General features: G+C 63.4%; 13 protein-coding genes. 3 read left to right on the plus strand and 10 right to left on the minus strand.

What is annotated here, in order from left to right; translation table 11 throughout:
• Nucleotides 1–29: 29 nt before the first annotated feature.
• From CXY74_RS17025 to CXY74_RS17065, 9 genes are all read right to left on the minus strand, one after another.
• Nucleotides 30–1,259, minus strand: a complete 1,230-nt coding sequence (locus CXY74_RS17025) for an iron-containing alcohol dehydrogenase family protein (protein ID WP_233193578.1) — start codon at nucleotides 1,257–1,259, stop codon at nucleotides 30–32.
• Entirely contained in the window at nucleotides 1,256–2,329 is a 1,074-nt protein-coding gene (locus tag CXY74_RS17030) for an NAD(P)-dependent oxidoreductase (RefSeq protein ID WP_104201505.1), read from the minus strand. The genes CXY74_RS17025 and CXY74_RS17030 overlap by 4 nt, the downstream gene beginning before the upstream one ends.
• Nucleotides 2,330–2,363: 34 nt before the next feature.
• Nucleotides 2,364–3,887 carry an aldehyde dehydrogenase gene (locus CXY74_RS17035; RefSeq protein WP_104201506.1) on the minus strand — a complete coding sequence of 508 codons (1,524 nt, stop codon included), beginning with the start codon at nucleotides 3,885–3,887 and terminating at the stop codon, nucleotides 2,364–2,366.
• On the minus strand, nucleotides 3,884–4,987 hold the full coding sequence (locus CXY74_RS17040; RefSeq protein WP_104201507.1) for a mandelate racemase/muconate lactonizing enzyme family protein: 1,104 nt from the start codon (nucleotides 4,985–4,987) through the stop codon (nucleotides 3,884–3,886). Before CXY74_RS17040 ends, CXY74_RS17035 begins: the two co-directional genes overlap by 4 nt.
• Nucleotides 4,984–5,562, minus strand: coding sequence for a formaldehyde-activating enzyme (fae, locus tag CXY74_RS17045; protein WP_104201508.1), 579 nt, complete (start codon nucleotides 5,560–5,562; stop codon nucleotides 4,984–4,986). Before fae ends, CXY74_RS17040 begins: the two co-directional genes overlap by 4 nt.
• Entirely contained in the window at nucleotides 5,562–6,500 is a 939-nt protein-coding gene (locus CXY74_RS17050) for a glycine betaine ABC transporter substrate-binding protein (protein ID WP_104201509.1), read from the minus strand. The genes fae and CXY74_RS17050 overlap by 1 nt, the downstream gene beginning before the upstream one ends.
• A gap of 84 nt (nucleotides 6,501–6,584) precedes the next feature.
• Nucleotides 6,585–7,373 carry an ABC transporter permease gene (locus tag CXY74_RS17055; protein ID WP_104201510.1) on the minus strand — a complete coding sequence of 263 codons (789 nt, stop codon included), beginning with the start codon at nucleotides 7,371–7,373 and terminating at the stop codon, nucleotides 6,585–6,587.
• Between the two features lie 2 nt (nucleotides 7,374–7,375).
• The gene (locus CXY74_RS17060) at nucleotides 7,376–8,416 is read right to left on the minus strand and encodes an ABC transporter ATP-binding protein (RefSeq protein WP_370446171.1); all 1,041 of its coding nucleotides are present in this window, start codon (nucleotides 8,414–8,416) and stop codon (nucleotides 7,376–7,378) included.
• A complete protein-coding gene (locus CXY74_RS17065; RefSeq protein WP_233193652.1) occupies nucleotides 8,409–9,050 on the minus strand; it encodes an ABC transporter permease in 642 nt (213 codons plus the stop codon). The genes CXY74_RS17060 and CXY74_RS17065 overlap by 8 nt, the downstream gene beginning before the upstream one ends.
• A gap of 159 nt (nucleotides 9,051–9,209) precedes the next feature.
• On the opposite strand from CXY74_RS17065, the gene CXY74_RS17070 reads away from it, so the two are divergent.
• Nucleotides 9,210–10,100 carry an IclR family transcriptional regulator gene (locus tag CXY74_RS17070; RefSeq protein WP_233193579.1) on the plus strand — a complete coding sequence of 297 codons (891 nt, stop codon included), beginning with the start codon at nucleotides 9,210–9,212 and terminating at the stop codon, nucleotides 10,098–10,100.
• Nucleotides 10,101–11,159: 1,059 nt separating this feature from the next.
• On the opposite strand, the gene CXY74_RS17075 is transcribed toward CXY74_RS17070, so the two are convergent.
• Entirely contained in the window at nucleotides 11,160–12,023 is an 864-nt protein-coding gene (locus CXY74_RS17075) for a DUF3387 domain-containing protein (RefSeq protein WP_104201511.1), read from the minus strand.
• Nucleotides 12,024–12,131: 108 nt separating this feature from the next.
• On the opposite strand from CXY74_RS17075, the gene CXY74_RS17080 reads away from it, so the two are divergent.
• Together CXY74_RS17080 and CXY74_RS17085 are read left to right on the plus strand one after the other, a co-directional pair.
• Nucleotides 12,132–12,845, plus strand: coding sequence for a hypothetical protein (locus CXY74_RS17080; RefSeq protein ID WP_104201512.1), 714 nt, complete (start codon nucleotides 12,132–12,134; stop codon nucleotides 12,843–12,845).
• A gap of 799 nt (nucleotides 12,846–13,644) precedes the next feature.
• Entirely contained in the window at nucleotides 13,645–13,941 is a 297-nt protein-coding gene (locus CXY74_RS17085; protein WP_233193583.1) for a hypothetical protein, read from the plus strand.
• Nucleotides 13,942–13,965: the final 24 nt, after the last annotated feature.

The following is a 13,965-nucleotide window of genomic DNA, read 5'->3' on the forward strand; positions in this document are numbered from 1 at the left end:
CGCGGGCAGGTCGGTCGCGGGGGTGATAGTCACAGGGACTCCTTCAGAATGCGCACCACGTCGTCGACGGTGGGCTGGATCGGATTGTTGACGGTGACGGTATCGGCGAGCGTGTCGGCGGCGAGCGACGCCAAGTCACCCTCGGTCACGCCGAAGTTCGAGAGTGGGCCGGTCATACCGACCCTTACGGCAAGCGCGGCGATGGCCTCGATGGCGCGCTGCGCGTTCTCGGACTCCGGCAGGTCGGTACGCCCGACGCCGAGGGCGAAGGCCACCCGGGCGATGCGGGCCGCGCGGGCGGCGAGGTTGAACCGGAGCACACCCTCGATCACGATGCACAGCGCGAGTCCGTGCGGAATATTGAACTGGCCCCCGAGTGGATGCGCGATGCCGTGCACGAGGCCAAGTCCGGTGTGTGAGAAACCGACTCCGGCCACGTGGCTTGCGAGCAACAGTTCGGACCGGGCCTCGATGTCCGCGCCGTTGTCGACCGCGCGCGGCAGAAACTCGGCGACGGTCGCGATGACTTGCAGGGCGATGCCGTCGCTATACGGGTTCGCTCGCACCGATAGATAGGACTCGAGTGCGTGAGTGAGGGCGTCCATGCCGGTGGCCGCGGTCGCTCCGGCCGGCAGGCCGACGGTGAGGTCGGGGTCGAGCACCGCCGCCCGGGCGAGCGCGCTGTCATGACCCACGTAGAACTTTCGGTGACTGACGACATCGGTGATCACGCCGAAGGCGTTCACCTCCGCGCCGGTGCCCGCAGTCGTGGGTACGGTCACGATCGGCAGCGCCGGGTGTTCGAAAGTGCTGCGATAGTCGAGGTCGATGCCGCGCTGCGGGTTCACGGAGCCGAGGGCGATGCCTTTCGCAGCATCCATTGACGACCCGCCGCCCACGGCAACAATGCCATCCGCGCCGACCGATGCCGCGAGATCGCTGCCTTCGTCAACGCATGTGGTCGTGGGGTTTGGGGTGACCCCGCCGAAGATGGTCACGGCGAGCCCTTCGCCTTCGAGGGCCTCTCGTACAGCGGCGACAACCGGGCTCGTGGCGAGGAACGGATCGGTCACTACCAACGCGTGCGTGACACCGCTCGCCGCAGTGATCCTGCCAACCTCAGTGACGGTGCCGCGACCGAAGTGCGCGACCGGTTTTGGGTCGAGCACGAGCGCCATCTCGCTGAGCGGCCGGGGCAGCGGCGCGAGCCCGGTCGCCGTAGTTTGTGGCGCGGCGTGCGCGGTTTCGATCGCACTCATACGGAGGCCAGGTCGGCGTTGACAGACGATGCCACGGCCACGGCCGCGGCGGACGCCGCGACGGACGCCGCGATGGACGCCGCAGTGGAGACTTCGGCGGCTTCTTCGGCCGCGGCGACGGCCGCGACGACATCAGCGGGGCTTGTCGGCGTGGAATCGTTCAGGCGCAGGTTGATGCCGCTGAGATCTTCGTAGAGGCGCACCGGGCTCATCTCACCGGCGCCGTCACCGTATTGGGCGCGGGCGCGGCGGTAGATTTGTTCTACCAGGCCGCTGAGTTCGGCGGGGACTCCCACCGTCCGGGCCAGGTCAATGGACAGCCCAAGGTCTTTGCAGGCGAGGGCGATGGAGAAACCCTCGTCGTAGTCGCCCTCGCCGAGAATCGACAGCACGTCGTGCTGCACGAAGTTGCTGTTGGCGGGGCTCGCAATGAGCGAGGCCCGCAATACGCTGAGGTCGACTCCGGCCTTCACTCCGATGCTCAGCACCTCTGCCGTGGCGACGAGGTGCGAGAACCACAGCTGGTTGATCATGAGTTTCACGGCGTAGCCGGTTCCGGCGGCACCGACGTGCAAAATTCGCTCCGGGTCTCCCATCGCCTCGAAGATTGGTCGCAGCTCGTCGAAGTCGTCAGAAGAGCCTCCAACGAAGATCTGCAGCATGCCCGAGGCTGCGCCGACCGACATACCGCTGACTGGGGCGTCTAAAATGCGCAGTCCGCGGTTGGCGTGTTCGAATCGCACTCCGTTGGCCACGTCGGGAACGGAGGTGGACATGTCAATCCAGCAGCCGCCATCCGCTATTCCGGCGAGAATTCCGTGCTTGCCGTTGATAACGGTGTCGACGTGCCGCGGCGTGGGCAGCATTGTGATGACGACGTCGGTCTGCGCTGCGACGTCGGCCGGGGTGTCGGCCCAGACGGCGCCGTTGGCGAGGAGTGCGGCGGCCGATTCACGACGGATGTCGTTCACCACCAGCGCGTAGCCGGCCTTCTGCAGGTTGCGGGTCATGCCGGAGCCCATGTTGCCGAGGCCAATAAAGCCGACTCGCGTCGACGGAGTAGCGGTCATAGCAGTTCTCTCAATTCAGTCTGTGGTGGTCGACTTAGTCGGTGGGAAGGTTGGAAGCACCCAGGTTGATCCAGGTGGTTTTCAGCGCGGTATAGGCGTCAAAGGCGTGCAGCGACCGGTCGCGGCCGCTGCCCGAGTTCTTGAAGCCGCCGAAGGGGGTGATGATGTCGGAGGCGTCGAAGGTGTTGACCCATACGGTGCCGGCGCGAAGTTCCCGGGCAGCGGCGTGGGCGGTAGTGATGTTGCTGGTCCAGACACTCGCAGCGAGGCCGTAGGGACTGTCGTTGGCCACGCGTACGGCCTCGGCTGCGCCGCGTACAGTGGTTACGGCAAGTGCCGGGCCGAATATTTCTTCCTGCCCGATTCTCCCCATGTTGTTGACGCCATCGTAAACCGTGGGCTCGACGTAGTAGCCGTCGGTGAGCCCCTCGGGGCGCACCCGACCACCACCGTGAACGTTTATGCCCTCGGCGCGTGCGATGTCGGTGTACCCAAGCACCCGGTCGAGCTGCTTCTCGCTCGCGATGGTTCCGATCTGGGTGGCCTCGGCAAGGGGATCCCCGAGCACGAGCGACCGCCCCACAGCAAGCACTCGGTCGACGAGTTCGTCGTGTACGCGCTCGTCGACGATGAGGCGGCTGCCGCCGTGACAGGTCTGCCCGGCGTTGTAGAAAATCCCCCAGGCCACGGATTCCGCGCACGCGGCGAGGTCTTCGGTATCGGCAAGCACGACCTGCGCGGACTTGCCGCCGAGTTCGAGGGCGACCTGTTTGCCGTTGGACTCGCCCGAGTAGGTCAGGAAGCCCCGCCCCACAGCGGGTGAACCGGTGAAGGTGATCTTGTCCACGAGCGGATGCCGCCCCAGTGCCTGCCCGGCCACTGGCCCGAGTCCGGGAACTACATTGAAGACCCCTGCGGGGATTCCGGCTTCGGCCGCCAACTCGGCAAGCTTCAGCGCCGACAGGCTCGTGAGTTCGGCCGGTTTCAGCACGACGGAGTTGCCCGCTGCGAGCGCTGGGGCGATCTTCCACGCGGTGATGATGAGCGGGTAGTTCCACGGTACCACCGCGCCGACCACGCCGAGTGGTTCGCGAGTGATGAGGGCGAGCGCCGATTGGGGCGTGGGCGCCACCTCGTCGTAGATCTTGTCGATGGCCTCCGCGTACCAGCGCACGGTGCGGGCGGCCTGCGGCACGTCAACCCGACGGGCATCACCGATTGGATGCCCAGAGTCGATCGATTCCAGTAGGGCGAGTTCATCGAGGTTCTCAAGCATTAGGTCGCTGAGCCGGGTGAGCACCCGAGCACGTTCCCGGCGGTCGGTACGGGACCAGAGCCCGTGCTCAAAAGCACGGACCGCGGCGCGAACGGCGTCGTCGACATCTGTTTCTCCGGCAGCGCTGACCGTGCAGAGCAGGTGGCCGTCACGCGGCGAGAAACTATCGAAGGTGGCGCCGTCACGGGCCGGTCGAAATGTTCCGTCGATGAAGAGCCGGGTTTCGGGGGCGAGAGTGTCGGCCCGAGCTATCCAGTCGGGTGTGTCGAGCACAGTGCTCATACGGTGTACCTCTTCACTGCGGTCCAGTCGATCTGCGCGCCGAGCCCGGGCAGGGAAGGCACAACCAGTTCACCGGATGCGTTGATGTCGAGCGGGGTGAGAAAGAAGTCACGGCGTTCGGGTGTCCAGCCGGGTGGATCGTAGGGAAACTCGAGATACGGCCCGGCGTCCACCCCCGCGGCAACGTGCAGGTTGGCGAGCAGTCCGAGCCCGTTGCTCCAGGTGTGCGGAGTGAAGAGCCGGTGCCGTAGGTTCGCTGATTCCGCGACCTGGCGGGCGCGGTACATGCCCACCGAGAGGGCGACGTCGGGCTGGTAGATGTCGTAGGCATCCGCTTCGATGAGGGCGCTCATTTCGCCCATGCTGCGTACCATTTCGCCCGCGGCGACTTGAATACCGGTCTCCGAGCGGATGCGTTGGGCGCCGACAACATCGGCCTGCGGCAGGGGTTCCTCGAGCCAGAGCACACCGAGCTCTTGCAGCTCCGCGGCGACACGGCGCACCCGTGCCAGCGGCAGGGCTGCCTCGATGTCTCCACTCATGCGCCACATCTGGTTGAGGTCGACCATGATGTCGAAGTCGGCGCCGACCGCTTCGCGGGTGGCGCGCACGGCCGCGATGCCCTGGTCGATCTGGTCGCGGGCGATGCGGATCTTCATGGCCTTGAAACCGCGTTCCCGGGCCGCGAGGGCCGACTCGGCCCGAATGGGGGCCGGTTTTAGCTCACCGCAGGAGGCGTAGGCGGTGAGGCGGTCGCGCGCGCCGCCGAAGAGCACGCTGACCGGCAGGCCGGCGACCTGCCCGATGATGTCCCAGAGCGCCGCTTCGAGCGGCCAGTACCGGCCGCCGTGAAAGTTGATCGTCTCGATACGGCGCACCTGATTGAGGATCTGCAGCGGATCGGTGCCGAGGAAGAGGTCTTCGTAAGCTTCGAAACCGTCCATCGTGTCGCCGGAACCAACTCCGACGAGGCCGGCATCCGTTTCGACGCGCACCAGGGTGGCCGGAAAGTTGCGGCGGGGAACAGGGTCCCAGGCCGCCGAAAACGGTGTGTCGAGCGGCAGGTTCAAGCGGATGAGACGGATCGCCGTGATCTTCATGTGGACACTCCGAATGAGACGCGGGACGAGGCGGACGATGAGCTACTCGCCGACATGTTTGTGGGTGTGCTCACCGAGGTGAAGAACGGGTTGGACGGGCTGTCGCGGGCCGCGATCACGGCGTCGGTGCTCGGCAGCGACATCGCCCCGTTGACGAGGGCGGTGTGCACAGACAGCCGGTTGTGGGCGTAGACGGCTTCGGCGTCATCCGCTCCGGGATTGACCCACACAGCGGCGATGATGACATGACTGTCGGCCTGTTCCCGCGAGATGGTGCCGTCAGCCAGCGCTTCGGCGACTCCGGCCGCGATGCCGGCCTGTGCCGGTCCCCAGATGAGCAAGCCGTGGGCATCCGTTGCTGGAGCGGCCTTGGTTACGAAGAGGGTGAGTGGTTTCACCGGCAGCGAGGGGCGCAGCACGGTGACGAAAGGAACGTGCCCCGCGCTCGGGGTGGCAAGGGCTGTCGCCCAGGCGACTCCTGCCGGACCGTCACGGTGCCCGAAAACCGTATTGACGTGGGCGGCGTTCACGCCGTCGCCGATGAAGCTCTCGCCGATCTGCAGGGCCTGTGTCATTAGATCAGCCCTTGCTCGGTCAGCCAGTCGTTGGCGATGTCTTCGGGGTCCTCGCCGTCAACGTCGGCCAGCGCATTGAGTTTCTGCATCTCTTCGGTGGTGAGCTTGTCGCTCATCAAGGCCATGACCGGGGCGATGCCGGGATACTCGTCGAGGGTGCTCTGCTTGAGGGTGAATGCTCCTTGGTAGACTGGGAAGAATTCGAGGTCGTCTTCGAGAACCACCAGATCGAGGGCGGTGATGCGGCCGTCGGTCTGGAACACCTCGCCGAAGTTGCAGTCGTCGCCTTTTTCGGTGGCCGTGTAGATGACGCCGGTGTCGAGCAGAGCCACATTGGCGTCGGGCACTTCGAGACCGTATGCGCTCTTAAGACCGGGCCAGCCGTCGTCGCGGGTAGAGAATTCGCTTTCGATGCAGAAGGTCTGCTCATCCGCGGGCAGGTCGGCGATGTCGCTGAGGGTCTTGACCCCAAGTTCGTCGGCTTTGTCGGCGCGAATGGCGAGAGCGTACGTGTTGTTGAGCGGTGCCGGGTCGAGCCACGCGATTCCGTTGGCCGCGTCGGCCTCTTTGGTGGCGTCGAACTGGGCTTCCTCGCCCTTCACCGGGGTGGTGTTGTTGTTGTAGGTGATCCAGGAGGTGCCGGTGTACTCCCAATAGCCCATGAAGTCGTCGCTTTCGAGGGCGGCGCGAACGTTGGCAGAGCCAACGACCTGCGTGTTGGCTTCCGTGTCGGCGCCGTGAGCGTTGAGCAGCGCACTCGTGAGGTGGGCGAGGATGTACTGCTCCGAGAAGTCCTTGGCTCCCACGGAACCGGTGAGTCCGGCGACTTCGTCACCTTGTCCGCCGGCTTCGGTCACTCCTCCCGAGGAACAGCCGGTGAGTGCGAGGGCGCCGACTGCTGTGATGGCCAGGATCGACAGGACGGTGGGTTTCTTCATGGTGACTCCTCTTGTGGGGTGCGTGGGGATGCGGGATGGGATCGTGGATGCGTGTGGTGACTGTGAAGGGGAAAATTCGAGAATTTAGGTGCCGCGAGGGCGCATCACGTCTTCGGCGGTGGCGGCGACCCAGTCGATGAGAAGCGCAATGCACGCCACGAGCACGGCGCCGGTCACGAGCACCGGGTAGCGCTGCAGTTTGAGGCCGTTCACGATCATGTCGCCGAGGCCGCCGGCGTTGATGAAGGTGGCGATTGTCGCCACTCCCACGCAGAAGACCAGCGAAGTGCGCAGCCCGGCGAGGATCACCGGTACGGCGAGGGGTAGCTCGATGCGAAAAAGCACCTGGTTCTGGGTCATGCCCATGCCAAATGCTGATTCGCGCACATTTTCGTCGACTTGCTGCAGGCCGATCATGGTGTTGCGCAGCACCGGCAGGAACGAGTACACGACGAGCCCGACGAGTGCGGTGAAGTAGCCGGTCTGCCAGAGGATGGCCAGCAAAATGATGACGCCGACCGCCGGTGTAGCCTGGCCCACGTTGGCGATGCCGAGCACGATTGCCTTGAGCGTGCGGGATCGGGTGCGGCTGAGCAAAATTCCGGTCGGGATCGCGAGCACGGCCACGAGCGCCGACGCGACCACCGTGAGTCCGAGGTGTTCGCGCACGCGGGCGATGATGTAGTCCGCGTTGAGGGTGCGGGATTCGATGGAGTCGAGCGTCATGTTCGAGAGCCCAACAAAGAGGGCGACGAGTACGAGCAGCACCACGGCGGGGGTCATGAACCGCTTGATTGACCAAATTTCGTCGCTGCGCCGGGCGGTGCGGCTCCGCACTACCGGGGTCGCGCTGGTTGCGGTCGGGAAGACCATGGTCACGCCTCCGCAGTGGGGGTGAGAATGGGCACCTCGGCACCGAGCACGGCGGAGATCTGATCAACGCTGATCGACCCAACTGCCTTGTTCAACTCATCAACAACGGCCAGCGCCGGGAGTCCGGTAAGCACGAGAGAATCAAGTGCGTCTCGCAGGGAATCGGTGGTGCGGACGGTGGTTCCTCCCTTCGACGCGGCGCTCGCGGGGCCGAGTCGAGCCGCGGTCACGGGAATGAGGACGAGGCGTTTGATGGCAGTGCCCAAACCGATGAAAGACGAGACATAGTCGTTGGCGGGGTTAGCGAGAATGTTCGCAGGGGTGTCGAATTGCTCGATCTGGCTACGATTACTGAGCACGGCGATTCGGTCGCCCAGCCGCACGGCCTCGTCGAAGTCGTGGGTGACGAAGATGATGGTCTTGCCGATCGAGGCTTGCAAGCGCAGAAACTCGGCCTGAAGCTTCTCGCGGGTGATCGGGTCCGTGGCGCCGAATGGTTCGTCCATAAGCATCACGGGTGGGTCTGCGGCCAAGGCACGTGCCACGCCCACTCGCTGCTGCTGTCCGCCGGAGAGCTGCTTGGGGTAGCGGTGCGCGAAGTCACCGGGTTCGAGGCCCACCGTGGTGAGCAGTTCGTGCACCCGGTCGGCGGTCTTATCCTTACTCCAGTTCAGGAGTTTAGGCACCACACCGATGTTCTCAGCAATGGTCATGTGCGGGAACAGCCCAATCTGCTGGATGACGTAGCCGATGTGGCGACGCAATTCACTCGGGTCGAGGGAGAGTACGTCGCGCCCGTCGATCGAGATCGATCCGCTCGTGGGTTCGATGATGCGGTTGATCATCTTCATGGTGGTGGTTTTACCGCAGCCGCTCGGCCCAACAAACATGATCAGCTCGCCGGGCTGCACGGTCATCGAGAAGTTCTGCACCGCGGCGACAGGCTGGTTCGGGTACTGCTTGGTGACGTTGTTGAGCTCGATGAGCGCACCACTGGTCTTGCCGGCAATCTGCAGCAGGGCGGTGTTCAGTTGCTTAGGCACGGAGTCCCCTTGAGGTGGTTGAACGGGTGACGCCCACGAAGGCGGCGTCGACGACGAGAGCGAGAAGCACGACACCGAGCGTTCCGGTGAGTGCGAAGTTGAGGGCGTTCTTAGAACCGAGCGAGCTGAGGCCCTGAAAGATGAACTGGCCCAGGCCCGGGCCGGCGACGTAGGCTGCGATGGCAGCGACGCCGATCGTGAGTTGGGCGGCCACGCGCACCCCGGTGAGGATGATCGGCCACGCCATCGGAAGCTGAACGCGGAGCAGCACCGTCAGCGGCGTCATGCCCATGCCGAGGGCGGATTCCATGATTGCTGGAGAAACCTCGCGAAGGCCCACGATGGTGTTACGCACGATCGGCAGCAGCGAGTACATCACCAGGGCGATCACGGTGGGCGTCCACCCCAGGCCGACTGCAGGAATCAGCAGGGCGAGCAGCGCGAGCGACGGGATGGTGAGTGCCACGCCCGCAGCGGCGATGACGGCGGACCGAGGAAGGGGCTTGTCCCACACCAACATCCCCACTCCGACACCGATAACCATTGCGATCGCCAGCGCGACGACTACAACGGTGAGGTGCTCGCCGAGCAGTTCCAGGATGTCGTCCCATCGGCGGGCCCAGAACGCCAACAGTCCGTTCAGGTCTAAGGTCACGGGCGCGCCCTCCTTCACTCAACTCTGCGTGAACCGCGATTCAGATCAATCAGCGGTGGAATACAGCGAGACTACGAGATCGTGTCTTTTTGCACAACCGCAGTTGTGTATATGGCAACTCTGAAGTATTCTTCATTCATGATGACCTCGCTCAGCGGCTCGGATACCGGAGCGGCCAAAGCCGCGCCACGGCGAAACTCCGCTGGCCTACGCCGGGATCTAGAGCTTCTAGAGATACTCGGATCGCCCGAAGCTGACTCCGCTGGTGGGCTTGGTGTCTTGCGCGTGGCGCAACTGGCCAGACGCGATAAGGGGCTCGTATCACGCACCTTGGCGACACTTGCCGAGGTCGGTCTAGTCTCCCGCGACGACGCCACACAAAACTATCGCTTGGGGTACCAGCTCTACGCCCTTGCAGCGCGCACGCTGGAATCACGTCTGGTGCGAGCATCCGTGCCGTACCTTCGACGAATGGTCACGGCCACTCACGAGACCACACACCTCTGCGTCTTGCGCGGAGGAAGCGTGCTGACGCTCGCGAGCGAATTGAGTGAGTATGCCTTCCGCGGGCTCGGTTGGGAGGGTGTCAGCACCGCCGCATGGCGCACATCATCAGGGCGGGTGCTCGTCAGCGACTGGGCCGAGGACGATCTCAGGCGCTGGTACGAGGCCCACGGTCATGACGAGCCCGTGCTGGGTCCGCTTACTCCGCTTCTCATACGCAGCGACACGGCCGACGCGACCTCGCGCGACTCACAGGGGGTACCCCTCGTCACCGACTTTGAGAGCCTGATGCGCGAAGTCGCGCACATCCGTCAGCGTGGCTACGCCACGGTCGACGAGGAATTCGAGAAGGGCGTCGTGGGGGTCTCCGCTCCGGTCTTTGATTTTCGACGCAACATCATTGCGGCCATTAACGTCAGCGCGCCCAAGACCAGGTTGGGAACCCATCTCAACGAAGCAGGCCTGCTGGCGGCGCGAGTCGCTGCGGAGCTCTCAATTCAGCTCGGGGCGCCGGCCCACACGTAGACAGGGGAACGACTGCTACAAGGAGGTCCCGGAACTTCTTGTCCAAGTTGCCGAATCGGAGTTGGTTGGAAGGCGTCACCGAGATCACCATCCAGGGACGCCTCTGCCAAACCGACAGTAGGCGTCCGCCTCGACTGATCATTTCGAGACGTAGCTCATGGTCTGGCTAGTTGCCGCGTTGGTCCAAGTATGACGACAGGTCTGGACGCATCGTAGGTGTTGTTGCCGACCAGCCGTTGCGCTTTCCCAAATGCTGAATGAGCACGGGCGGCGGCGAGTTTCTGCGCGGACGACCCCCGCGGCGCCCGGCGAGACCGACCCGCTCCGTTATCCCGCGACACTACCGCTGCCGCGTACTGTCGTTGACAGCGAACGGCCCGGCTCCCTGCAAGGAAACCCGCGAGTCCCGAGCCATCTGGCGAGGACCAGATTTGGCCCGAGCTTTCAGGGGGTCGCAGTTTAAAATCCCGTCAGCTCGCCAAATCTATAGAGTCCAAATGAGCATTGGTTCATCGAAACTTTTGGGCCAATAATTCGCGATTTCATGGCTTTCCGTTCCGAGATTCGTCGCCTCTTGAATCGATCGGCCAGCTATGCGTGCAACGGTAGTTTCGAGACGTTCGCCGCCAGGATGGCTACGTACGTTAATTCACAATATGCTTCTGCGGATTGTTTGCCTCGCGGATCCCGGTCGCAGTGCACATCGACACCTCTCGAAGTTGTGCATGTTTATCGCGCCTAATTTCGTTCTCTGGCACCGGCCGTAGCGAGCGACTGGAGGAACTAGAGGAAAAATGGGTGACCAGCGGAGGAAATTGGAGCACGCAATCGCGCTAGATCCGCGCCGTGCTGGCTTTCGTAAACAGCCCACCAAGAAAAAGCGCAGGTCAGAGGCCAGTTCCGTACTTCGCGGGGCTGGCCTCTTTTGCGTAAATCAGTCGATTAAGCCAGGTGCCGAATGCGTTGGTTACGGCCTCGGTCCAGACCTCGTCATCCAGCACTAGAGGCACGTCGCCTGGCCGAAACCGTGACCGACTTCCTGTGACTGGTGAAGGCCGATTACGCGCGATCTTCCGCAAAGCGCAGCGCCATCGACTCCATTTGCTCCATCACCAATTTGATCGCGTCGGGCTGCTGGTCGGGCGGGTAGCCGTTCACCACGAGCAGCCGCTTGATCGACGAGCGCAGTTTTGCGCGCACGTCGTCGCGCACGGTCCAGTCGGTGCGCACGTCACGGCGCATCACCTGCACCAGCCCGCGCGCGATGTCGGCCAGTTTGCCCTCGCCCTGCAGATCCACGGCAGACTCGTTCTGCGCCACCGCGTCATAGAACGCCCGCTGCCGCACCATGTTGTTGCGAGTGGATGCAACAGCCTCCTCGGTCAGCAGCTTGCGCAACGCTTCAATTGCCAAATGCGGGTTGCGCGCCTGCTGCGTCTTCGCCACGAACTCCGGAGTCAGATCACTCAGCGACGGCTTCGGCATTCCGGCCGCTTCGTAGATGTCTAGCACATCACCCGACGACGTGGCGGACGCGATCAGCTCCCTCAGCAGACGCTGAATCTCCTCGGGGATCGGTTCGCCGCGGGACTGCCGGTCATTGGCATCCCACTTGGCCATCCACACGCGAACTTCTTCGTAGAACTTCACCTCGGGGCGCAACTCTGCAAGATTGTCCGATCCCGAACAGAGCGCCCAGGCACGCGACAACTGCCCGGAATACCGGCGGTACTTCACCCCGAGTGTCTCTTCACCCTCGACGATCTGGTTGCCGGGCGTGCCCGGTGCACGCAGATAGTTCACGGCGCCGGTCACCGCATTCAGATACGCCTTCGCCCCGCCCTGGTTTAACCTAGCTTTCCAGTCATGAGGCCAGTGGGAGTTCAGGCGGCGAGTTCGAGCCGTCCATTCTCGCCGTGTTATTTATTCCGTCTCGTGAGCGGTCCCCCTGTACAGTGTGTGCATAATCCTCACAGCTGTGACGCACTCCCGCGCTCATGGTTCGCCGTGGTGGAAGAACGGAATCCCCGCATGAGAAAAATCTCGCTCGGCTTGGTCGGCATCGTCGCCGCAGCCGTCAGTCTCGCCATTGCAGTACCCGCGAACGCCGCCAGTAGCGTCCTCTACGTACCGGACAGCTTCAACTCCGCACTTTCTGACACGAGGGCGACAGGGCACTACGAAGTGGTCGCTACCGGTCTCCGCATGTATACCGACTCGACCACCAGCACAGACAAGGTCGCTGAGTACGTCGACACGAACACCCTGCTCGCCGCAGCCGGCGAACCAACCCTTGAGTACACGAACACAGCCGGGGGTATCCCCGGCGCCCAGCTCATCGTCGACTTCGATGCTGACGGCACTGCCGATGGGATCCTCATCGGAGAGCCTGCCACCTATGGCGACGACTGGTGGTTGAGTAACTCCGCAGACCTGTTCGTCAAGGACGGAGCACCGTCCCACAGCGGCGGATTCGGCAGCGACAACCACGGCACCCTCGACCAGTGGCGGACCGCCTTTCCAAACGCTGTCGTCACCGCGTTCGGCTTCTCCCTCGGTTCGGGAGTCAAAGGCGAGGGCGTCCTCAACGCGATCAACTTCGCTGGCACTGAATACACGTTCGGAACTCAGACTGTGCTCGCGGGCAAGGACAACTGCAAAAACGGCGGGTGGGAAACTAGCACGAGTCCCGTCTTCAAGAATCAGGGTGACTGCGTCAACTTTTTCGCCTCTTCGAAGGGGTAGTTGTACTCGGCAAGGACATTGGTGACAGTTCGGGCTCGTGAAAGGTGAGGGCCTCCGGGCTTCGGGACTGCAGATGATGAACACGCTGGTTTGATTTCTGATCCGGTTTCGGGGCGTGAGCAACAACGGAACGGTCAGTGGCGTTAAGCGGATGGGTTGCGTCCATCTACCGCCATTGGCTGTTCCAATGTCGGTAAAGTTCCTGACAGATGACGAGGTCGCGACCTTCGGCCGGTACGCGGTGACGTTGACGCAGGCAGACCTGGACCGCGTGTTTCCTCGACGACGCCGATCTGGTGTTGGTGGGCCGGCATCGAGGCGTGCACCCTCTTGAGCTCGTCGCACTGACCTGATATTTCCGACCAACTGCGAGCTGCGTGCGCTGTCGGAGGTCTATGCGAGCCAGCACGCTATAAAGAAGTTCATAAGCGCCTTCGCATCCGCGTGGCACACGGTCATGAATCTTGACCGCTTCGGTCGGTAATGATCCATCTGCCGGATGATACGGGTGGGTGCGTGATCAACTTCCTCGAATGGTTCGACACGAACTACTCCGACGCTCGTCAGGGAACCACTCCGCCAACTCGGAGTGGCTGACCGCGACCGCCGAGGTGAGACCCCGATGCTGCCCTCATCCGGAGAGTCCACCGAGGAGAACGGGCACCCTATCCGAAAGGGTAGTGAGAACCGTCAGAAAACAGTATTACCCCTGCTCGTTTGCTTCGCGAGGATGATCATCAAGCGGAAAGCATCCGTTCGTCCATTACAGGCCGATGACTGAATCGAAGGGGTACAAATCGTGAATCCGACAGCACCTGCGATTCGTACCGTGCACGGTACCGCAGTTGACATTGCTCGTAATCTGTCCCTCGTCAGGGACGAGATCGCGAACACTGCGGCCAAAATTGACGAACAGGAGGTCGCCACCCTGGCGGCCCACCTTGGCCAGACAGGCCGGTTGTTCGTCGCCGGAGCGGGGCGGAGCGGCCTTGTCTTGCGAATGGCCGCCATGAGGCTGATGCACCTGAGCCTGACCGTGCACAGCACCGATGAACCGACCGAACAACTCTGGCTCAGGCACGCCAACCTCAAATAACCGAGGCCTCCACTTTCCGCATTC

This window comes from Cryobacterium sp. Y29 (assembly GCF_002929825.1).
GTDB lineage: Bacteria > Actinomycetota > Actinomycetes > Actinomycetales > Microbacteriaceae > Cryobacterium.